We start from the raw sequence: 18,588 nt of genomic DNA on the forward strand, positions 1-18,588 counted from the left end.
AGTCGATCCGTCATCCAACGCAGGGAGTGCAGGACATGACCCATCGGCAGGTGTCACTGATGCTCGCCACCAGCCTCGGCCTGGCGCTCGCAGCTTCGGCGTCCGCACAGGAGCGTACGCCCCCGGCCCCGCACTGCATGGACGCGGTCGGCGTGCAGGAAGTGGAGCAGGCATCACCGCGCTCGATCGCACTGCGCGCCGCCTCCGGACAGGCCTATCGCATCGACTTCAGCGAGGATTGCCCCGGCGTCCGCGGTGCTACCTCGCTGAAGCTGGAAGCACCTGCCGGCTGGGCCTGTGGTCGCCCCAGCGAACGCGTCGTGGTCGACGGCCGCCGCTGCGGCATCAGCGCGGTCACCCCGCTGCAGGATCGCGACTACGCCAGCGTCGCCCGCGACAGCGACCGCCTGCGCACGGCCACCCTGCCCGCCGTGACCATCCGCGAGCGCAAGGAAATCCGCCGCAGCTTCGGTGGCTCGCCGTCGTACTGCTTCGCCACCCGCAACGTCCGCGCGTGGTCGTCCGACCCGCAGGGCATGCTGGTGGAGACCAATCCGCGCCGCAATGGCGGCCACCGCTACTACCGGGTCGAACTCGGCAGCCACTGCCGCCAGCTCGACCGTGCGCCGCAGCTGAGCTTCCACTCGGGCCTGCAGAACGGCCTGATCTGTGGCAATCCCGGCGATCGGATCATGACTGCCGAGTTCGAGACAGACGATCTGCGCGGTGAAAGCATCGCCCCGCTGCCGCAGTACACCCGCGGCAGCTGCGCGATCCAGGCGGTCTACCCGGCCTCCAGCCAGACGTCGAACTAACCGTCGACGCCCAGGAAGGTGAACGGTGCACTGGGCACGAAGTGACCCAGCGCATCGCCTGCAAAGGTGTTGCGCTGGTCCTTGCCAAGGTCGAGCTTGAGCACCTGGCCGCCGAAATCGACCTTGTTCAGATCGACCCAGAAGGTGTTCGGGGTCAACGCCGACTCGAAGAAGTACAGCCGCCGCTTGTGGTCGGCCACGGTGCGCCAGCGCGTGGATGAGATGTTCGGCTCACCCGGCGTGGTGATGCCATACGGCACCGACGCGTTGCGGATCACGCTGAACACACTGGCCAGGGCCTCCACCGGGTCTTCGGCCTTGGGAATGGCGTTGATGTAGAACGAGGCGCGCGCGAAACGATCGGCGGAGCGATTGGTGCCCGGCAGCATCACCGTGCCACCGATCTGCTGCCAGTAACTGTTGAGGGCCAGCTGCTGCTCGAAGATCGGCGAGTTGGTCATCACCTGATAGCGCCGGTCATGGTGGATCACCTGGCGACCGCCGATGTACTCGACGATGGCGCTGTCGCCGGTGGCATCGGACAGCGACAGGTGCAGCGTCGCCTGGCGGTCTTCGCCCGGCACCTCGTCGGTGACGATCGAGTACGGTTCACGCTTGAGCGCCGCGACCGCCTCATCCACGGTGGCGAAATTGTCCAGCACATACTGCGCCCACAGCGAGATCGCCAGTCCCGGCTTGTTGCCTCGCTGCTGCGGATACTCCGATTCCACCAGCCACAGCAGGTTGGCCACCAGGCCCTTTTCGTTCATGCCATCGGTGGTCGACACGTCGTAGCCGGTAGCCACCACGCTGCCGTAGCGCGCAGTCCAGGCCAGCGACTTCGGACCGGCCAGGCCGGTGCGTGCGATGCCACGCGGCAACACGTAGAGGTTGGTCGCCACATCGACCTTCCAGTCCATCGAGCGCGCGGTGATCACATCGCCGTTGTCGCCCCGATACACCGCACGCGTGCAGGCCAGTGCCGGCGTGATCGCAGATGCCAGCGCCATGGCCAGCATTGCCTTTCCCTTCCACTTCATCCGTGCCATGTCGTTACGCTCCTTTCCCCGTGATCCGTCGATCTGACCCGATCCATGGTGACACAGGGGTGAAGTCTCAGCGCACGAAGCGATCGTGCAGCCAGAAGCCCACCACCATGGCAGGCACGAACCACAGCGCTTCACGCGATGCGACAGCCAGCCCGGCGATGGCCGGTCCGGGGCAGTAACCAGCCCATCCCCAGCCGATACCGAACAGTGCAGCACCCAACAGCAGGCGAGCATCGACATCACGTGCACTGGGTAGCTGGAAGCGCAGCGCGAACCACGGCTGCGCGCGTCGCAGTACCCAGCGCTGCCCGACGGCACTGACCAGCAGTGCCGAGCCCAGCACCCACATCAACGTCGGATCAAAATCACCGGCCACATCGAGGAAGCCGAGTACCCGACGCGCGTCGGTCATCCCCGAGAGCGCAAGCCCCGCGCCAAACAGCGCACCTGCCACCGCGGCGGCCACGACCGCGCGGCTCATGCCAGGCCTCCGCCGTGACGGACCAGGAACGTGGTCAGCATCGCGCAGGCCATGAACACCAGCACTGCCAGCAGCGAGCGCTTCGAGCCGCGGGCCATGCCACAGACACCATGCCCACTGGTACAACCACTGCCCAGGCGCGTGCCGAAGCCCACCAGCAGGCCGGCGCCGATCAACTGCCAGGCGGGCAAGGCATCGCGTAACAGCACGCGTGGCGAGGCTTCGGTCAGCGACTGCCACCATAGCGCCATCCCCGCTGCTGCGAGGAGACCCAGCAGGAATGCCCAGCGCCAGCCGCGCTCACCTTTCGCTGCACGCAGGCTGCCCGCAGCGATCCCGCTGATACCCGCCACGCGCCCGACAGTGGCGAGCAGCAACACCGCGGCGGCACCGATCAGCGCACCGCCAGCCACCGCAGTCCATGGCAGGTTCATGCCCTGCCCTCTTTTGCGCCGCTCATGGGATTGCCCTTTGATTTAGATTTATCTAAATTAGACACTTCTAAACAAAAAGGTCAACCATGGCCCGCACCCCGCTCGACAGCGCCGCCATGGCCGAACACGCCGCCGAGGCTGCAACGCTGCTCAAGAGCCTGGCCCATCCTGCGCGGCTGCGCGTGCTGTGCCGCCTGGTCGAAGGTGAGGCACCGGTGCCGGAACTGCAGGCACTGACCGGCCTCAGCGCATCAGCGCTGTCACAGCATCTGGCGGTGCTGCGCCAACTGGATATCGTCGCGACGCGTCGCGAAGCGCAGGCAATCCACTACCGCGTGATTGAAGGGCCCGCACTGGGCGTGCTGCAGGCGCTGCATGCCGCCTACTGCGGCGGCACTTCGCGTTGACGCTCAGCCGGCGTGCAGGGCAGGCTGTACGACGTTGTCGAGCAGATCCACCGGGGTCGGCGCCGAACGATCACCTTCCAGCGCCCGGCTGAAACCCGACCAGTCGCTGGCCGACAGCTGGCGCAGCAGCGCCGCATCCACCGGCAACGCGCGCATCGACCAGTACGGAAACTGACGCTGGCCCAGGCGGCCGCGCGCCAGCTCGATGATGTCGACATGGCTGCCGGCCTGCAGGATGCGCTCGTACACCGAATCGATACCGTCCGGCGGCCCCTCGATGTACTGCAGGAATCGCCCGCCGTCATGCAGCAGCACACCGGTCACGCCCGCCATCTTGTTGAAGCGGGCGGCATCGTCGACCAGCGCCTGCAACCGTTCAGCGGAAAGATCCGGCAACGCCTGGCTGACGTAGGCGATGGCACGCAGTGGCATGGTGCTTCCTTGACAAGATGTACACCCACGGTAGCAGTTGCGGACGAGCCCGTCTCAATACACCCGCGCACTTCCTGAAGAATTCAGGTTGCGACCGCGCCGGCTCCATCCCATCGACGCGGCAGGACCGCCTCGAACACCACCTGCCCGGCCTCGTTGCGTGCGCCGATACGACCGCCATGGGCGCGGACGAACTGATCCACGATGTACAGGCCGAGACCCAGGCCCTTGCTCTGGTGGAAGCTGGCCTTGAACGGCTCGAACAGCCGCGGCAGCAGCGCGTCATCGATGTGGCCGGCATTGCTTACCCGCAGCACGACGGTGCGGGCGTCATTTCCATCCAGCTGCACCTGCGCCTCGCTGCCATGGGTCAACGCGTTGCCCACCAGGTTGGCCGCGATCTGGCCCAGGCGATCCATATCGCCCTGCAGCCGGGTATCGCCGACGACGTCCAGGCGGATGCGCTCATGGCCATGGGCGCTGCCCGCTTCGGCGATCACCGCGTGAGTGACCTCGCGCAGGTCACAGGCGGTCGCCTGCAGTCGCAGGCCGCCGCTGCGGATACGCGAGAAGTCCAGCAACTGCTCCACCATCCGCGCCATGCGCAGGGTGCTGGCCTCCAGGAACTGCAGCGTCTGCTGTGCCCCCGTATTGTCCTCCGGCAGCTCCAGCGCCAGCTTGTCCGCACACAACAGGATGGCCGACAGCGGCGTACGCAGGTCGTGGGTCAGCACGGCGGCCATCGTCTCGTTGAGCTTGAGCGCGCGTTCCAGCGCCTCGTTGCGCGCCTTCAGCAGCTGCCGCTGCTGGTACAGCTCGATGAAGACATTGACCTTGCTCAGGATCACCTGCGGCGCCACCGGCTTGTGCAGGAAGTCGACCGCGCCGGTTTCGTAACCCTTGAACGCACGCAGCGGATCGTCCGGCGAGGCGGTCAGGAAGATGATCGGTACCGTGCGGCTGCGATGCGAACCGCGCATCAGCTCGGCCAGGGTGAAGCCATCGATCTCCGGCATGTGCACGTCCAGCAGGGCCAGTGCAACCTCGTGCTCGAGCAGCAGCTCAAGCGCCTGCGCGCCGGAACCGGCCAGCAGCAGATTCACGCCCTCGCGCTGCAGCAGCGCCTGCATGGCCACCAGGTTCTGCGGCACGTCATCGACGATCAGCAGGTTGACCGGGGACTGCGACTGCGCAGGGTCCGGTGGCAACAGGTTCATGCAAACAACTCCTTCAGGCGACGACACATCAGTTCAAGGGGCAGCACGGCATCGGCACCGGCGCGCTGCAGGGCGGAGGCCGGCATCATCGATGCCTCGGCCTCCTCGGGACATTGCAGCCAGGCACGGCCACCGGCGGCGCGTACCGCGGCCACGCCTTCACTGCCATCGCTGCTGGCACCGGTCAGCAGCAGCGCCAGTACCTGCGCACCGAACACCGCGGCGGCCGATTCGAACAGCGGGTCGATGGCCGGGCGCGAGAACAGCACCGGCGCATCCACCGAGAGCGCCACCGAGCCGGCATCCTCCACCAGCAGGTGGTAATCCGGAGGCGCGAACGTCACCGTGCCCGGCTGCAGCGGTTGCTTGTCCTCCGCCTCGCGCACCGGCAGCGCGCAGTACGGCGCCAGCACCTCGGCAATGCGGCTGGTGCGATCACGCGGCAGGTGCAGCACGGCCAGCACCGGCGCCGGCAGCCGGGCCGGAAGTGCACCCAGCACCGCCTGCAGCGCGGCAACACCTCCTGCGGAGGCGCCGACCACCACCACCGCAGGGCGAGACTGCACCGCCATCAGGAAATCTTCCGGTACAGGCGGTGCTCGCGCGAGCAGACCTCGAAGGCGTCATGGTGGCATCCGAACTGCAGCGATTCCTTGCTGCCAAGACCGAGGAAGCCTCGATGCACCAGCGCCTCACGGAACAGGCCGACCGCGCGGTCCTGCAGGTCGCGGTTGAAATAGATCAGCACGTTGCGGCACGACACCAGGTGCACTTCGGAGAACACGGTATCGGTGGCGAGGCTGTGGTCGGCGAACACCACGTTGCGGCGCAGCTGACGGTCGAACACCGCGCCGTCGTAGGCCGTGGCGTAATAGTCGGACAGTGACGCCGTGCCACCGGCCGCCAGATAGTTGCGGCTGAACTGCGCCATCCGATCGATGCCGTAGGCCCCTGCTTCGGCAGTGGCCAGCGCCGCCGGGTTGATGTCGGTGGCATAGAGGATGCTGCGTTCAAGCAAGCCCTCCTCGTGCAGCAGGATCGCCAGCGACCACACTTCTTCGCCGGTGCTGCAGCCAGCCACCCACAGTTTCACCGATGGATAGGTGCGCAGCACCGGTACCACCTGCTCGCGCAGCTCACGGAAGTACGCGGGGTCACGGAACATCTCCGAGACCTGCACGGTGAAGAACTGCATCGCCTGCGCGAACAGCTCCGGCTCGTGCAGCAGGCGATGCTGCAGGTCGACCAGGCGCTCGCACTCGTAGCGCTGCATGGCCTGGTGGATGCGTCGCCGCAGCGACGACACCGCATAGCTGCGGAAGTCGTAGTGGTAGCGCTGGTACAGCGCCTCCAGCAGGACCTTCAGTTCCAGGTCGAACAGCGCCTGTTCATTCATTGCCGCGAGCACCAGACCCGGCACAGCGAAACCAGTTTGTCGACGTCGATGGGCTTGGCGATGTAGTCGTTGGCGCCGGCCTGCAGGCAACGCTCACGGTCGTCCGGCATCGCCTTGGCGGTCAACGCGATGATCGGCAGGTCCTGCAGATGGCGCTGCGCACGGATCTCACGCATCGCCGCCAGGCCATCCTTCTCCGGCATCATGATGTCCATCAGCACCAGGTCGACCTCGCGTTCGGTCAGGCGATCCACCGCTTCCTGGCCGTTGCGTGCGATCTCCAGGGTCACGCCCAGCGGCTCAAGCACGCTGGACAACGCGAAGATGTTGCGCACATCGTCCTCGGCCAGCAGCACAGTCCGGCCGTCGAGCACGGTGTCGCGACGGCGGGCCTCGCGCAGCAGGCGCTGCTGGTCGCTCGGCAGGCTGGCCTCGACGCTGTGCAGGAACAGGGTCACTTCGTCCAGCAGGCGCTCGGGCGAGCGCGCGCCCTTGATGATGATGCTCTTGGAGTAGCGGCGCAGGCGCTGCTCTTCCTCGCGGCTGAGCGCGCGGCCGGTGTAGACGATCACCGGCGGGAAGCCGACGTCATCGTTGCCGGCCATGTGCTCGAGCAGGTCGTAGCCACTGCCATCCGGCAGCGACAGGTCCATCACCATGCAGTCGAAGGTGACCGTACTGAGCTGTTCCAGCGCACCGGCCAGGGTGCCCACTGCGACGATCTGCAGCTGCTCGCGGCCCAGCAGCAGTTCCAGGTTGTGGCGCAGCTCGCTGTCGTCCTCGACGATCAGCAGGCGCCGCACGTCGCGCTGGCTGGTCTGTTCCAGCTGCTCGATGGCCGTCACCAGCCGCTCGCGCGTGGTCGGCTTGATCGCAAAACCAATCGCGCCCAGCTCGCGCGCCACCTGGCTGCGATCCATCGCCGAAACCACGTGCACCGGGATATGCCGGGTATCGGGGTTGCGCTTCAGGCGCTCCAGCACGCTCAGGCCGGACACGTCGGGCAGGCCGATATCCAACAGGATGCCGTTCGGGCGCAGCTCGCTGGCCAGGGTCAGTGCCTCTTCGGCGGTCCCGGCCACCACGCAGTCGAAATCCAGTTCATGCGCCAGGGCCACCAGCGCTTCGGCGAACGTGGCGTCGTCTTCCACTGCCAGAATCAGGCGCCCGGCACGCTGGCGGCGGCCACGGTCATCGGCCACGTTGGCGGTTACCGGCGCCACGGATGCAACGGTCGGTGCGACAGCGGTGCGCGCAGCGATCGGCGGCGCAGGCTGCGGCGCAGGCGCTATTGAGGCGGCGGCAGGCACTTCGCCCGGTTCCGAAACCGGCGCGCCCTGCAACGGCAGTTCCAGCATGAAGCAGCTGCCACGACCCGGTTCACTGTCGACCTGGATGCTGCCACCCATGCGCTCGGCGAGGTCGCGCGAGATCGACAGGCCCAGGCCGGTGCCACCGTAACGGCGGCGGGTGCTGCCATCGGCCTGGCGGAAGGCTTCGAAGATGACCTGCAGCTGCTCGCGGGCAATGCCGATACCGCTGTCGCAGACCTCGAAACGGATGCGTCCTTGACCGCCCGCACGCACGTGCAGGCTGACCTTGCCATGCTCGGTGAACTTCACCGCATTGGCCAGCAGGTTCTTCAGGATCTGCTGCAGGCGCTGGCTGTCGACCACCAGCTGGCTGGGGGCCAGCGCATCGGCCTCGATCTGCAGGGCCAGGCCCTTCTGCCGCGCCATCGGCTCGAAGGTCTCGCGCAGGCGCTGCAGTACGCTGCCCGTCACCACCACTTCATCGGCCAGCTCGACGTGGCCGGCCTCGATGCGCGACAGGTCCAGGATGTCGTTGATCAGCGCCAGCAGATCGTTGTTGGACGACAGGATTGCGCGCGCATACTTCACCTGTTCTTCGGTGAGCGTGCCGTCCTTGTTGTCGGCCAGCAGCTTGGCCAGGATCAGCGAGCTGTTCAGCGGCGTGCGCAGTTCATGCGACATGTTGGCCAGGAACTCGGACTTGTAGCGCGAGGTGGCGGCCAGTTCGTTGCTGTTGCGCACCAACTGGCCCTGCGCGACCAGCAGCGCCTGCTTCTGCGCCTCCAGCTCGTGGGTACGCTCCTCCAGCTGGACGTTGCTCTGTTCCAGCTCGGCCTGCTGTTCTTCCAGATGGGCCTGCGAGTGCTGCAGGCTGCGGCTCTGCTCTTCCAGCTCCTCGTTGGCCACGCGCAGCTCTTCCTGCTGGGCCTGCAGCTCCTCGCCCTGGCGCTGCGATTCCTCCAGCAGCACCACCAGCTGTGCACGCAGCAACGAGGCCCTCAGGGCCATGCCGATGGTCTCGGCGCAACGCTCCAGCAACTCACGATCCAGCTCGCGCTGCTCGCCCACCCGCGCACGGCCCAGTTCAATCACACCAACCACGGCGCCATCACTGCTGATCGGCGCCAGGATACGTTCGCGCACCGGCAGCCGGCCCAGGCTGGTCTGCAGTTCAAGCATCACTGCATCATCCCCGTGCAGGTGACGCACGCGTTCATCACGGGCCACCTGCCCGGCCAACCCCTCCTGCAACGCCAGCGACGCCGGCATGCCGGCTGGCAACGCCAGACCGCCGGTCAGCTGCAGCCGCCCCCCTTCCAGGCGGTAGATGGCACCGACCTCAGCCTCCAGCTGTGCGCCCAGGCTGGTCGCGGCCGCCTCGGCGATCTGCTCCGGGCCCAGGTCGCCCCGCAGGCTCATCGCCACCGCGTTCTCGGCTTCCTGCAGCCACAGTGCACGCATTGCCTCACGCCGTGCCTGGATGGCACGGGAAACGATCAGCGCGATCATCAGGAAGGCGCAGCCACCGATGCTGCGATTGACGAACGAGAACGCCGAATTGGAGCTGGCCGGTGCAACGTTGTAGCCAACGATCAGAAGAATGCAGGCGACGATAGCTACGATGAACGGCGCCCGCGCACTGCGCTGGAACACCGTCACGCCCACGGCCAGGAAATAGGCCAGCCACACCGCGTAGCCCAACGGCACCACCAGCTCCAGCGCGATGGTCGCCGCCAGCAGTACGGCGGAGGTCATCCAGATCCAGCGGTCACGCGTGGTCGCACCAGGACGCATGCAGGTCGGTTCCAGAGGCAAAGGGTGGGTGATGGTACTCCGTGTCGCATTCAGCCGCACAGGACCTATGGCACGTGCTCGTCGTGCACGCATCCTTCACGCTGCACTGCCTAGCTTCACGTCCCTCTCAGGGGTAACACTTATTTCCACGTGGACGCTGCCGCTTCTACGACGTCCGTGCTGACGGACCCTTCCCGACAACTGCGACTGCTGATCGACAGCGTGCGCGACCATGCGCTGTACCTGCTTGATCCCGAAGGCATCGTCTGCAGCTGGAACCCGGGCGCCGAGCGCATCAAGGGCTATTCAGCCGATGAAGTGGTCGGCACGCACTTTGGCCGTTTCTATCTGGCTGCCGATCGCGAAGCCGGGGAACCGCAGCGCCTGCTCCGCCTCGCAGCGCAGCACGGTCACGTCGCCAGTGAAGGCTGGCGGGTGCGCCGCGATGGCTCGTCTTTCCGTGCCAGCGTGGTCATCGAGCCGGTCGTCGAAGCAGGCGAGCTGCTCGGCTTCGTCAAGATCACCCGCGACATCACCGAGCAGTGGCAGGCACAGCGGCTGCTGCGTGATGCCCAGCGTGCGCTGCGCAATACCCAACAGTTCGAGACCGTCGGCCGCCTCAGCCGCGGGCTGTCGCACGAGTTCAACAATCTGTTGACCACCATCGGCAACGCCCTGGACCTGCTGTCCCTGCGCGTGAACGGTGACGATGCACGCGCCGCCGAGCTGCTTGATGCGGCGCAGACCGCGACCGATCGTGGTGCGCTGCTGACCCGCCAGCTGCTGGCCTTCAGCACCGGCCAGACCCTGATCCGCGAACCACTGGATATCAATGCGCTGATACGGCAGTGGCTGCCGGACCTGCAACGCGCCTGCCCGCCCACGGTGGTGCTGGATGCCCAGCTGGCGCCCGACCTGCCTGCGATCAACACCGATGCGCTGCAGCTGCAGACGGCGCTGGCCAATCTGGTCGCCAATGCCGCGGATGCTACCCTTGAAGGCGGCCGCATCCTGATCGGCACCGCGCTGGAGCATCGCCTCGACCCGGATGCGGACTCCACGCTGCAACGTGGCTATGTCACCCTCAGCGTCTGCGATGAGGGCCACGGGATGGCGGCCGACATCGCCGAACGGGCGACCGAGCCGTTCTTCACCACCAAGGACATCGGCAAAGGCAGCGGCCTGGGCCTGAGCCAGGTGTTCGGATTCACTACCCAGAGCGGCGGCTTCGTCGACGTGTCCACCACGCCCGGTGTCGGCACCACGGTCAGCCTGCTGCTCCCCGCAATGGAGGACCCTGCCGATGACCGATGACCCGATCCGCGTATTGATGGTGGAAGACCAGACCGATCTGCGTGAAATGATCGGCCTGGCCCTGCGCGACCTCGGCATCGACGTGGCCACGACCGCCGATGCGCATGAGGCCGCCGCCCTGCTGAAGGGCGAAGCGCGTTTCGACGTGGTGTTCAGTGACGTCAGCATGCCCAACGGCATGTCCGGCATCGAACTGAGCGAGCATGTGGCGCGCGAACAGCCGCAGGCGCGGATGATCCTGTCGTCCGGTTATGCGCGCTCGCAACTGCCGCCCCTGCCGGAACAGGTGGAATTCCTGCCCAAGCCGTATCGGCTGCGCCAGTTGGTGCAGTTGTTGAAGCAAGCGTAAGGCACGGTGCCCCGGCAGCAGGGCCCTGCGGTCAACCCTTCATCGCTCCCCGCTGGAACGAAGCCAGCAGCGTAGAGGCTGCCGCTGCCGGCGCCAGCCGACCGCGCGCCAGTGACCAGGTGATGCCGTAGAAGCAGGTCCAGTAGAAGTCCGCGAGCCACACTGCGGTGAAACCAACATTGAACTCTCCGGCCGCCTGACCACGCAGGAAGAAGGCCTCGAAGCGCTCGCCGATCGGCGCCCAGCGCTCCGGCAGCAGATGCAGGTCACCCTGGCGCTGCTGCTCTTCCATCATCCGCGCGAACAGCAGCGTTACCAGTTCCCAGTCCGCCAGCAGCGTGGCGGTGACCTGCTCCAGCACGTGGTGTGCATCACCGCCCTCATCGAACCAGACCGCCGCCGCTTCCACGCGCTCGAAGCCGGCCCCGAACAGTGCCTCGTCGATCGCCTCCCGGGTGGGCGCAAACCGGTACAGAGTCGCGCGGCTGATACCGGCCCCGCGCGCGAGTTCGCTGAGGGTGCAGCGTGGATGGCTGACCAGGGTGGCCGCCAGCGCGTGGGGCAGGTCGCGGCGGGTGCGTGCTGCAGCAGGTCGCATGAAAGCGCTGAGGTGTGGGTTCGCCCTCACGCTAGCATGAATCACCAATTAATAAACTGAATCAAAGATGATTCATTCGGATCACCGATGCGCTAAAACAGGGATGCGTCCGGTGCACCCGGGTCGGTGCACGGCAGGGAACGCGTCACAGGCATCGAAGGAGACAACGCCATGCTGCATCCACTACGCGATATCGCTGTGCTGTTCGACGCCAGCGACACCGGGGACCGCGTTCTCAACATCGCCGCCCATCTGTCGCAGGCACAGCAGGCCCATCTGGTCGCGGTCTCCACCGCCCAGCATCCCACCGACATCGCCAACGGTTTCGCACGCGGTGCCGGCATTGCCGCCGCGCTCGACCATGAGGCGCGCGCGGATGCCGCCTGCACCGCGCAGCTGATGCAGAACCTGCGTGCCGTGTCCGAGCCGCTGCAGATCAGCACCGAACTGCGCATCGTCTCGGACTATCTCGGCGGCGCCGACCTGGCCCTGCAGTCGCTGTACTGCGACCTGATCATCGCCGGCTATCCGCGTACTCCCGGCGCCCCTTCTGGCTGGCACCCGCTGGGAACGCTGCGCCAGACCGGCGTGCCGATGCTGCTGGTACCACCACATTGGCAAGGCGACCAGGTCGGCCATCGCATCGTGGTGGCCTGGAATGCCAGCAAGCAGGCACGTCGTGCGGTAGCCGATGCGTTGCCGCTGCTCGCACGTGCAAAAGCGGTGCACCTGCTGATGGTCGACACGCCCAAGGCCGAGGCCACACCCGGCGCCGAGATGGCCCAGCACCTGGCGCGGCACGGCGTCGAAGTAGAGATCCAGGCGATCAGTTCAAGCCAGGGCGGCGTTGCCGCGACCATCCGCCAGCACGTGCTCGATGCCGACGCCGACCTGCTGGTGCTGGGCCCCTACAGCCGCAGCCGGGTGGTCGAGCGTGTGCTCGGCGGGGTCACCGAGGATCTGCTGGCTGAAGTACCGGCGCCCTTGTTCGTGTCGCACTAGTACCGCCCTGCCCTGCCCGGCGATAGCCGGTCAGCGACTGCCCGGAGTGCCGCCGGAAGTAGCGGCACAGGTAGGACGCATCCTCGAAGCACAGTCGCTCGGCGATGCGACCGATCGGCAATTCGCTGTAGGTCAGCAGCGCCTTGATTTCCAGCACCACCTGGCGATCAATCAACGCCTTTGGCGTTTCGTTGAAGCACTCGCGGGTCAGCTGCGAAAGATAGAACGGGGTGATGCACAGCGCGTCGGCATAGGACTGCACGTCGCGCTGGCGCGTGCTGCGCTCACCGACCAGTTCCCAGAAATTCCAGGCCAAGCGCTCGCGTCGGCTGACCTGCGCCACGGCCACACTGCGCGCCGGCAACAGCGTTGCGAATTTGAGGAAGAACGTCTGCAGCAGGTTGCGCAGCATCACGTGACGATAGCGGCCGCCATTGTGCTGTGCATCCATCAACTGCTGCAGCCAGCCCTGCAGCAGCGGCACGTCCAGCGGCGACGGCACGCAGTGGGGCTGATCGTGCAGGAACTTGAACAGTGCATTGGGAAGCACATAGGCCACCTCCGATGCCAGCGCCTTGGGCATCAGGCAGACCACCGCCAGAAAGCCGCGTGAGCGCTGCCGCAGCAGCGCCAGCGTGTCCTCTGCCAGCACCAGCACATCGTGCCGCTGCACCGCTACCTCGCGGAAGTTCAGTGCAAAGCGTGCGCGCCCCGATACGCATACCAGCACCGCCAGATAAGCGCGGCCGAACGACAACGGGACGCCCTGCCCTTCGGCCAGCGTACTGACCTCCAGGCGCATGGATTCGTCCTGGTCCAGGAGCTGGGGTACGCGATCCATGGGCCGATCCGGCTGTATTCCGGGCCCCAGCATACCCGGGCTCGGCCACCCGTTGTGAAAAGTACCGAAACCATCAAGGTCCCGCTCTGGGCCGATCGCGCCTTTCGACCTAGCCTGTGCACTCTCTTTGTTCCCGTGGAATTGACATGCAGCTGCACACCGAACGCTTGATCCTTCGCCCCTGGCGCGACACCGACGCTGCCGATCTGTACGAGTACGCCCGCGACCCGCGCGTGGGCCCCATCGCCGGCTGGCCGGTGCACACCAGCGTTGAGGAAAGTACCGAAATCATCCGCACCGTCTTCAACCGGCCAGAGGTCTACGCGCTGCAGAGCCGCGAGGACGGCCACGCGATCGGCTGTGTCGGCATCCTGATCGGCACCGACAGCAACTTCGAGATCAGCGATCGAGAGGGTGAGATCGCCTACTGGATCGGCGTTCCGTACTGGGGCCGCGGACTGGTGCCCGAAGCGGTGCACGAAGTGATGCGGCACGCCTTCATGCAGCTGGAACTGGACGCACTGTGGTGCGGCTACTTCGCTGACAACCTGCAATCGCTCAGCGCGCAGAGCAAATGCGGTTTCCAGCATCACCACACCGAAATCAACAAGTTCAACAGCTTCCTCGGCGACTACCGCACCGAGCACATCAGCCGCATCACCCGCGAGCAATGGTTTGCCCTGCAGGCCACCTTGCCAGCATGAGCGGAGTTCAGGCCGACGTGCGCTGCATGAACAGAAGTTCTGGCGTCGAGGACGCATCAACCTGCTGGAAACCGAGATCGCGGTACAGGGCCACGGCAGCTGCGTTGTCACGATAGACGCGCAACGTGAGGCGCTGCACACCGGCTCCGTGCATGGCCTGTGCACTCAAGGCCTGCATGAGCAGCCGGCCAAGGCCGCGCCCGCGTGCCAGCGGGGAAACAATGATGCGGCCCAGGTGCGCGGTGCCGGCGTCGGTCATCCAGTACTGGCCAAATCCCAGGCACTGGCCCTTCTCGTCCAGCAGCGCCCAGCCTGGCCGCGCCCCAAGCTCGAGCACCTGCGCGAACCGTTCCGGCGGCAAGGGAAACGGCACGCCGGGGCCCGCCCAGCGCTGGGTGGCCTCGGCGGAATCAAGCCAGCCGGCAATGGTGGCGTAGTGGGAAGGCTGGACAGCGTAAAGGTTCGGTTCCATGACGCTCATGGTGCGCCATTTGCACTGGGCAGACACGCTGCAGGACGGCACTTGAGTTTTGTCATAGGACAATAAACAATGCCAGGCGTCCAGCCCCTTCCCCTCCCGGGAGATTCCATGTTCAAAGGCCTCAGCGCGTTTCCACTGACCCCGCTCTCTGAAGCAGGTATCGACTTTCGTGCGTTTACCGGCCTGGTCGAGCGCCTGGTCGATTCCGGTGTTGATTCGATGGGCGTCCTTGGTTCCACCGGCAGCTATGCCTATCTGCAGACGCATGAACGCAAGCGCGTGTTGCGCGAAGCCCTGGCACACGCCGGAGGCGTACCGGTCATCGCCGGCATCGGTGCATTACGCACCCGGGATGTGCTGGAGTTGGCCCTGGATGCCGAAGATGCCGGTGTAGCGGGTCTGCTACTCGCACCCGTGTCCTACCAGCCCCTGAAGGACCATGAGGTGCAGGCGCTGTTTGAGACGGTTTGTGCAGCGGTGCGTGCACCGATCTGCGTCTACGACAACCCGGGCACCACGCACTTCCGCTTCACCGATGCACTGCATGGCCGGATTGCCGCGCTGCCCAACATCGCTTCGATCAAGATTCCGCGCCTCGCTGATGATCCGGTTGAGGCTGCCACACGTGTCGCGGCACTGCGCGCCAGCGTCCCTTCGCATGTGACGCTGGGCGTCAGTGGCGACGCCTCTGCGGTGCATGGTCTGCTGGCGGGATGTGATGGCTGGTACTCGGTGACAGCAGGGCTGTTCCCAGAGGTTGCACTGCAGATCGTGCGGGCCGTGGGAAACGGCGATGAAGCGGGTGCGATTGCCCTGTCCGTACGACTGGCGCCGCTGTGGTCGCTGTATGACCGCTTTGGCGGGATTCGCGTCATGGCCTGCGCAGCGGCCCTGCTGGGGCTGTGCGGCGAAGACTGCCTGCCACTGCCGCTGCAGGGGCTGCGGGATGGCGAGCGGGAGGACGTGGCGGCGGTGCTCGGTGGCCTGGGGTTGTTGTGAAGCCCCAGGCGACGGCTGCCGTGCAGCAGTGGTGGATGGTGACCCCGGCCCGATTCGAACGGGCGATCTTCCCCTTAGGAGGGGGGCGATCCGGCTATATCCGCCAATGCTCTTAGTGCGATCTGTGCCAATGCTGTGCAAGATTATGCGCGTCCGGGGGGCGCAAGCGCCGTAAAGGGCATGCTCTCGGATGGAACCTGAACGCGGGAACGGCTATCATCTCGCCTCCAAAATGGAAGGGGGATTAAGGATGAAAAAAGTACTCGCACTCAGCGCCTTTGTCGTTGCCGTACTCACTGGATGTGGAGGCAACTTTGAGCTTTCGGTGCCAGAGGGCATCTCAAAAGCAGGCCTACAGATCGGCAAGTGCAAACGCGACCACAGCGCCGCATCACCGGTATGCACAGTGAAGAACGATTCCAACCTGATCGTTCCGGAACGCTCTTTTAGCTACACCTGCTTCGACAAAGAAGGAAACATCCTTCGCGCACCTGGAAGCGGTCGATTCCCAGACCGAACGATGAACCCTGGAACGGGAATTCGATTCAAGTTCATGTGCCAGAACTCTGAAGACCTGGGGAAGATTGAAATAGGCATGTAACGGCCTTTCTCTTTGATTAGAGCGTTGCAGCACGAACTGGAGCAACGCTCTTACTGCGAGCAGCCTCTCAGGTCCATTGAGGCGTTCCGCGTCAGCCAGGCAGTGAACACGCTGCGGAACAACCGCGAGGACCTGCTGACGCAGGTAGCTTGAGCGGCTCCCATCGAGAGCCGGTAAGGCGGCATGGGGTCACGCAATCCCGACCCAGCGAAGTATCGACCTGTTCCCCTTCACCAGCCGCTCAAACACGAAGGCGCCAGCAGCGCACACGGCGAGCGTGGCAATCACGGCCAGAAGCACAAACGCGGGCTGCAGAGCGTCGAGGCCCGGCACACTACGCAGGGCCGCCTGAACAACCCCGAGCACCAGCATGTGAGAGAGATAGAAATAGAAGCTTCGCGCACCGAGCCAGGCAAGAACCCAGCGCCAGCCGCTCGCTGTGACCCATGTGCGCGCGACACAGACCGTCAAGGCACACACCAGCAACGACGTAATCATCGAAGACAGCTTCAGCTGCGAGATCGCCAGCTCCATTGAGCTTGGAATCCAATAGAACGCTTCGACAACAGCACAGGCAACCGCAACAGACGCCAAGCCCACTGCAATCTGCCAGCGGCCGACATTCAAGGCCGAATCGCTCTTACCTGCAACCAAGCCGGCCAAGTAGAAGGGAAGCCATAGGAAGAACGGCAGCGCGCTGTACGGGAAGTGTGACCACGTTCCGTCGAGACCACCGGCGCGTATCCCATAGGTGAAGGCGCAGGAGGCCGCGATCGACACCGGGATGGCTACCTTCAACGCCCTGCTCGACAAGCGCTCAAGAGCCGGCGAGAGAACGGCGATCTGGAGCATCACGATCACGTAATAGCCCACCGATATAACAGTCCCTGTGGCCAACATCTCCGGTAGCTCAGCAAGTACCAGCTTGCCAGTGATCGCTTTCGCAGCTGAGTACACCGCCGCCCATACCAGGTACGGGACAAGCAGCCGAGATGCCCTACTCCTCACGGCGGAGACGTACGAATTGGCCGGACGGCCCTGCAATGCAAACATGCCCGAGAGGAACACGAAGAGGGCGACCGGGAAGTTGATGAACTGCCGGAGAACTACGGCGAATGTCTGGTTCGCGCTTCCATCCGGAAAGGCCAATGCGCTACCGCAGGCATGGATGGCTACAACAGCCACGATGGCAATGCCTTTCCAAACGTCCCAGTACAGATTCCTCATTACATCCCTTGAATTCTCAGCGGCGCGCATTTATAGCACGCCGCAGGCGGATTGCCAGAAGGGCCGCTCTTCAGACCGGTGCCCTCATAGCGTCTACCCATCGCGATCCACTCCAGAACACCGGCTTACCCAAGGATGTGTCCCAGAACCTGTAACCGGCGTCGATCGTCCCGAGGATGGGCGAGATTGTGGAGTTCCGAAACTGGGTATCGCCCCGTTGCAGCCGCTCCACCAGTATTGACTGCTTGTCACCTTCGTAGTTGCTCAGAATTCTAAATCTGGCGCGATTGGGGACAGAGAAGCCGACGGCACCGAACGTTTCAAGCTGCTCATCGGGATTTGAATCCTTAGTACCGAACTAAATGCCTTTGGCTAAGAATGGCTTCCTGTTGTGGATTGGCTGGGCCTGAGAGTACGTGTAGGACTCACGCCTACCTGTGATGTTGCTCGTGCTGATGTTGGGCCCGCCGAAGCGCTGCAGAATAGCGCTATTCGTCTGATCTTGAACCTCGCAGTCCGTGCATGAGCCGGACTGAGCAACCTGAAAAGCCACCAGCTTCCCTACCGGTGCGACCTCGCCGGATCCTGCTCGATTTGGAACAAGCACTGTGCAACCATTTGCTCTGAACCCGAAAGCATCGTGCGAGAAGAAGATTCCGTAGCCACCGTTGGGTCGGCAGCGACTCCAAGGTGCTGATCGGCCAGCATTGAGCCTTCAGCCGACGACGGCAAACTCGGCGTCGACCACATCGCCTAGTTCGAACCCAGCACCGCTACCGTGGCCACCGCCTCGGCGTTGGGCGTAGTACTGCTGTTCGAGCTGCTCGGTGCGGTCGGCAGAACCGTGTTGAGGGCTTGCATGGGTTGCTCCACCGAGCGCGCGACATCCACGACAAGCGCTGTGCGTCCGTCGGCGGTGGCCACCTGGTCGCGTGCGCCTGCAGGTTGACCAGCAAGCATGCCGATCCCGACATGGCCATCGCAGCGCGGCGCCGACTCAACCGCCCCACCCGCAGCGCGCGAGCGCCCGCCCTGCCGGCTGTCGCCGACAACGTCGTGCAATTCAACCTCGGCCTCGCTGAGCAGGCGCCGGCCAGGAGAATAGCCGCGGGAGGCGCCAATGGGCGCCGCTGA

21 protein-coding genes are annotated in these 18,588 nt (G+C 65.2%); 9 read left to right on the plus strand and 12 right to left on the minus strand.

The genetic code is table 11. The features are described from left to right. The first annotated feature begins 35 nt into the window (after positions 1–35). Positions 36–815, plus strand: coding sequence for a DUF6491 family protein (locus VPH47_RS11620; RefSeq protein WP_368850847.1), 780 nt, complete (start codon positions 36–38; stop codon positions 813–815). Here the strand turns inward: VPH47_RS11620 and VPH47_RS11625 are convergent. The 3 genes from VPH47_RS11625 to VPH47_RS11635 form a co-directional block, all read right to left on the minus strand. Then, the gene (locus tag VPH47_RS11625) at positions 812–1,864 is read right to left on the minus strand and encodes a linear amide C-N hydrolase (protein ID WP_368850848.1); all 1,053 of its coding nucleotides are present in this window, start codon (positions 1,862–1,864) and stop codon (positions 812–814) included. The genes VPH47_RS11620 and VPH47_RS11625 overlap by 4 nt on opposite strands. Positions 1,865–1,931: 67 nt before the next feature. Next, positions 1,932–2,345, minus strand: a complete 414-nt coding sequence (locus VPH47_RS11630) for a DUF6691 family protein (RefSeq protein WP_032127422.1) — start codon at positions 2,343–2,345, stop codon at positions 1,932–1,934. Next, on the minus strand, positions 2,342–2,779 hold the full coding sequence (locus tag VPH47_RS11635; RefSeq protein WP_368850849.1) for a YeeE/YedE family protein: 438 nt from the start codon (positions 2,777–2,779) through the stop codon (positions 2,342–2,344). Before VPH47_RS11635 ends, VPH47_RS11630 begins: the two co-directional genes overlap by 4 nt. Before the next feature lie 86 nt (positions 2,780–2,865). On the opposite strand from VPH47_RS11635, the gene VPH47_RS11640 reads away from it, so the two are divergent. After that, positions 2,866–3,186, plus strand: coding sequence for an ArsR/SmtB family transcription factor (locus VPH47_RS11640; protein WP_368850850.1), 321 nt, complete (start codon positions 2,866–2,868; stop codon positions 3,184–3,186). A gap of 3 nt (positions 3,187–3,189) precedes the next feature. Here the strand turns inward: VPH47_RS11640 and VPH47_RS11645 are convergent, their stop codons facing one another. The 5 genes from VPH47_RS11645 to VPH47_RS11665 form a co-directional block, all read right to left on the minus strand. Continuing rightward, positions 3,190–3,618 (minus strand): BLUF domain-containing protein, encoded by a 429-nt coding sequence (locus VPH47_RS11645; RefSeq protein WP_032127425.1) that lies wholly within the window; start codon positions 3,616–3,618, stop codon positions 3,190–3,192. Positions 3,619–3,701: 83 nt separating this feature from the next. Next, positions 3,702–4,835 carry a hybrid sensor histidine kinase/response regulator gene (locus tag VPH47_RS11650; RefSeq protein ID WP_153854937.1) on the minus strand — a complete coding sequence of 378 codons (1,134 nt, stop codon included), beginning with the start codon at positions 4,833–4,835 and terminating at the stop codon, positions 3,702–3,704. Then, positions 4,832–5,407 (minus strand): chemotaxis protein CheB, encoded by a 576-nt coding sequence (locus tag VPH47_RS11655; protein ID WP_110712110.1) that lies wholly within the window; start codon positions 5,405–5,407, stop codon positions 4,832–4,834. The genes VPH47_RS11650 and VPH47_RS11655 overlap by 4 nt, the downstream gene beginning before the upstream one ends. Continuing rightward, the gene (locus tag VPH47_RS11660; RefSeq protein WP_153854939.1) at positions 5,407–6,231 is read right to left on the minus strand and encodes a protein-glutamate O-methyltransferase CheR; all 825 of its coding nucleotides are present in this window, start codon (positions 6,229–6,231) and stop codon (positions 5,407–5,409) included. The genes VPH47_RS11655 and VPH47_RS11660 overlap by 1 nt, the downstream gene beginning before the upstream one ends. Continuing rightward, complete coding sequence (locus VPH47_RS11665) at positions 6,228–9,338, minus strand: response regulator (protein ID WP_368850851.1); 3,111 nt, start codon at positions 9,336–9,338, stop codon at positions 6,228–6,230. Before VPH47_RS11665 ends, VPH47_RS11660 begins: the two co-directional genes overlap by 4 nt. A 177-nt stretch (positions 9,339–9,515) precedes the next feature. Here VPH47_RS11665 and VPH47_RS11670 point away from each other — a divergent pair, with 177 nt between their 5' ends. Beyond that, positions 9,516–10,652, plus strand: coding sequence for a nitrogen regulation protein NR(II) (locus VPH47_RS11670; protein ID WP_368850852.1), 1,137 nt, complete (start codon positions 9,516–9,518; stop codon positions 10,650–10,652). After that, positions 10,642–11,001, plus strand: a complete 360-nt coding sequence (locus tag VPH47_RS11675) for a response regulator (RefSeq protein WP_010482617.1) — start codon at positions 10,642–10,644, stop codon at positions 10,999–11,001. Before VPH47_RS11670 ends, VPH47_RS11675 begins: the two co-directional genes overlap by 11 nt. Before the next feature lie 31 nt (positions 11,002–11,032). Here the strand turns inward: VPH47_RS11675 and VPH47_RS11680 are convergent, their stop codons facing one another. After that, positions 11,033–11,599, minus strand: coding sequence for a TetR/AcrR family transcriptional regulator (locus tag VPH47_RS11680; protein ID WP_368850853.1), 567 nt, complete (start codon positions 11,597–11,599; stop codon positions 11,033–11,035). A 171-nt stretch (positions 11,600–11,770) separates the two neighbouring features. Between VPH47_RS11680 and VPH47_RS11685 the strand changes: the two genes are divergently transcribed. Continuing rightward, positions 11,771–12,601 carry a universal stress protein gene (locus VPH47_RS11685; protein ID WP_368850854.1) on the plus strand — a complete coding sequence of 277 codons (831 nt, stop codon included), beginning with the start codon at positions 11,771–11,773 and terminating at the stop codon, positions 12,599–12,601. On the opposite strand, the gene VPH47_RS11690 is transcribed toward VPH47_RS11685, so the two are convergent. Further along, positions 12,549–13,442, minus strand: coding sequence for a helix-turn-helix domain-containing protein (locus VPH47_RS11690; RefSeq protein WP_368850855.1), 894 nt, complete (start codon positions 13,440–13,442; stop codon positions 12,549–12,551). The genes VPH47_RS11685 and VPH47_RS11690 overlap by 53 nt on opposite strands. 146 nt (positions 13,443–13,588) lie before the next feature. Here VPH47_RS11690 and VPH47_RS11695 point away from each other — a divergent pair, with 146 nt between their 5' ends. After that, positions 13,589–14,146: a GNAT family N-acetyltransferase gene (locus VPH47_RS11695; RefSeq protein ID WP_368850856.1), complete on the plus strand. Its 558-nt coding sequence runs from the start codon at positions 13,589–13,591 to the stop codon at positions 14,144–14,146. A 7-nt stretch (positions 14,147–14,153) separates the two neighbouring features. On the opposite strand, the gene VPH47_RS11700 is transcribed toward VPH47_RS11695, so the two are convergent. Next, positions 14,154–14,618, minus strand: coding sequence for a GNAT family N-acetyltransferase (locus VPH47_RS11700; RefSeq protein WP_368851584.1), 465 nt, complete (start codon positions 14,616–14,618; stop codon positions 14,154–14,156). 117 nt (positions 14,619–14,735) lie between these two features. Between VPH47_RS11700 and VPH47_RS11705 the strand changes: the two genes are divergently transcribed. Both VPH47_RS11705 and VPH47_RS11710 read left to right on the plus strand, forming a co-directional pair. Continuing rightward, complete coding sequence (locus tag VPH47_RS11705) at positions 14,736–15,626, plus strand: dihydrodipicolinate synthase family protein (RefSeq protein ID WP_368850857.1); 891 nt, start codon at positions 14,736–14,738, stop codon at positions 15,624–15,626. Positions 15,627–15,876: 250 nt separating this feature from the next. Then, positions 15,877–16,227, plus strand: coding sequence for a hypothetical protein (locus VPH47_RS11710; protein ID WP_368850858.1), 351 nt, complete (start codon positions 15,877–15,879; stop codon positions 16,225–16,227). Positions 16,228–16,416: 189 nt separating this feature from the next. Here VPH47_RS11710 and VPH47_RS11715 read toward each other — a convergent pair whose 3' ends face one another. Then, entirely contained in the window at positions 16,417–17,454 is a 1,038-nt protein-coding gene (locus VPH47_RS11715) for an acyltransferase (protein WP_368850859.1), read from the minus strand. A gap of 864 nt (positions 17,455–18,318) precedes the next feature. Here VPH47_RS11715 and VPH47_RS11720 point away from each other — a divergent pair. Then, on the plus strand, positions 18,319–18,588 hold the full coding sequence (locus VPH47_RS11720; RefSeq protein ID WP_368851585.1) for a hypothetical protein: 270 nt from the start codon (positions 18,319–18,321) through the stop codon (positions 18,586–18,588).

The organism is Stenotrophomonas sp. WED208, assembly GCF_040984485.1.
GTDB classification, from domain to species: Bacteria; Pseudomonadota; Gammaproteobacteria; order Xanthomonadales; family Xanthomonadaceae; genus Stenotrophomonas; species Stenotrophomonas riyadhensis.

Coding starts and splice junctions, on each gene's coding strand:
- VPH47_RS11620 (WP_368850847.1), top strand. CDS start 36: ATGACCCATCGGCAGGTGTCACTGATGCTCGCCACCAGCCTCGGCCTG.
- VPH47_RS11625 (WP_368850848.1), bottom strand. CDS start 1,864: ATGGCACGGATGAAGTGGAAGGGAAAGGCAATGCTGGCCATGGCGCTG.
- VPH47_RS11630 (WP_032127422.1), bottom strand. CDS start 2,345: ATGAGCCGCGCGGTCGTGGCCGCCGCGGTGGCAGGTGCGCTGTTTGGC.
- VPH47_RS11635 (WP_368850849.1), bottom strand. CDS start 2,779: ATGAACCTGCCATGGACTGCGGTGGCTGGCGGTGCGCTGATCGGTGCC.
- VPH47_RS11640 (WP_368850850.1), top strand. CDS start 2,866: ATGGCCCGCACCCCGCTCGACAGCGCCGCCATGGCCGAACACGCCGCC.
- VPH47_RS11645 (WP_032127425.1), bottom strand. CDS start 3,618: ATGCCACTGCGTGCCATCGCCTACGTCAGCCAGGCGTTGCCGGATCTT.
- VPH47_RS11650 (WP_153854937.1), bottom strand. CDS start 4,835: ATGAACCTGTTGCCACCGGACCCTGCGCAGTCGCAGTCCCCGGTCAAC.
- VPH47_RS11655 (WP_110712110.1), bottom strand. CDS start 5,407: ATGGCGGTGCAGTCTCGCCCTGCGGTGGTGGTGGTCGGCGCCTCCGCA.
- VPH47_RS11660 (WP_153854939.1), bottom strand. CDS start 6,231: ATGAATGAACAGGCGCTGTTCGACCTGGAACTGAAGGTCCTGCTGGAG.
- VPH47_RS11665 (WP_368850851.1), bottom strand. CDS start 9,338: ATGCGTCCTGGTGCGACCACGCGTGACCGCTGGATCTGGATGACCTCC.
- VPH47_RS11675 (WP_010482617.1), top strand. CDS start 10,642: ATGACCGATGACCCGATCCGCGTATTGATGGTGGAAGACCAGACCGAT.
- VPH47_RS11680 (WP_368850853.1), bottom strand. CDS start 11,599: ATGCGACCTGCTGCAGCACGCACCCGCCGCGACCTGCCCCACGCGCTG.
- VPH47_RS11685 (WP_368850854.1), top strand. CDS start 11,771: ATGCTGCATCCACTACGCGATATCGCTGTGCTGTTCGACGCCAGCGAC.
- VPH47_RS11690 (WP_368850855.1), bottom strand. CDS start 13,442: ATGGATCGCGTACCCCAGCTCCTGGACCAGGACGAATCCATGCGCCTG.
- VPH47_RS11695 (WP_368850856.1), top strand. CDS start 13,589: ATGCAGCTGCACACCGAACGCTTGATCCTTCGCCCCTGGCGCGACACC.
- VPH47_RS11700 (WP_368851584.1), bottom strand. CDS start 14,618: ATGGAACCGAACCTTTACGCTGTCCAGCCTTCCCACTACGCCACCATT.
- VPH47_RS11705 (WP_368850857.1), top strand. CDS start 14,736: ATGTTCAAAGGCCTCAGCGCGTTTCCACTGACCCCGCTCTCTGAAGCA.
- VPH47_RS11710 (WP_368850858.1), top strand. CDS start 15,877: ATGAAAAAAGTACTCGCACTCAGCGCCTTTGTCGTTGCCGTACTCACT.
- VPH47_RS11715 (WP_368850859.1), bottom strand. CDS start 17,454: ATGAGGAATCTGTACTGGGACGTTTGGAAAGGCATTGCCATCGTGGCT.